General features: G+C 39.0%; 1 protein-coding gene. It reads right to left on the bottom strand.

Translation table 11 applies throughout. From position 1 onward, the window contains the following. Nucleotides 1–44 precede the first annotated feature (44 nt). Nucleotides 45–587, bottom strand: a 543-nt coding sequence (locus J3U74_RS12455) for a lambda exonuclease family protein (RefSeq protein WP_267328857.1), incomplete at its 5' end; no start/stop codon positions are given.

The following is a 587-nucleotide window of genomic DNA, read 5'->3' as shown; positions in this document are numbered from 1 at the left end:
ATTTTGGTCTCCTGTTAATATTAAAAAGCCGTTCTAGTGACTGACTAAACTGCTTCTATTTGTTTAATACGCTCATCAAGTTCTTGTAGAAATTTAATAACTTCCATTTCGACTTCTTGAGCTAAATTTTCGTCATAATAAATTCGCACACATTTAAAACTTAGATTGTCAGGCAATCTGTCGTCATAACTCACAAAATCACACCATTTGCGGCCAGTACACATCATTTGCCATTGCATTTGTAATATGTATTCACGTTTTGGTTTCAGTGACTGGATGAATTCCAAATGTGTCCAAGTGTTCGGGCATTTTATTTCGATTAACCCGTCATCATTTACTAGTCCGTCGGGACTGGCTCCAGCATTTTCGATTGAAGGGTGGGGGATAAATCCTACTTCTTTTATTGTTGCATCAAATTGGTTGAGTGTGTACATCTCCCTTGCAATTGGCTCTAATTCCGTACCTCGTTGCATGGCTGTGTTAGTAAATGATTCGGCTGGTGTTTCAGTTAATCGCTCACAAATCAGTTGAGCCATGTAATTTTGACGAGATGCGGAATGCCCGCTTTTTTTAGGTTTGGCCATCAC

It is taken from the genome of Gilliamella sp. B3892, assembly GCF_026536305.1.
Taxonomy (GTDB): Bacteria; Pseudomonadota; Gammaproteobacteria; order Enterobacterales; family Orbaceae; genus Gilliamella.
Note: the sequence above shows the minus strand (reverse complement) of the source record. Positions and strands in the feature narration are given on the sequence as shown.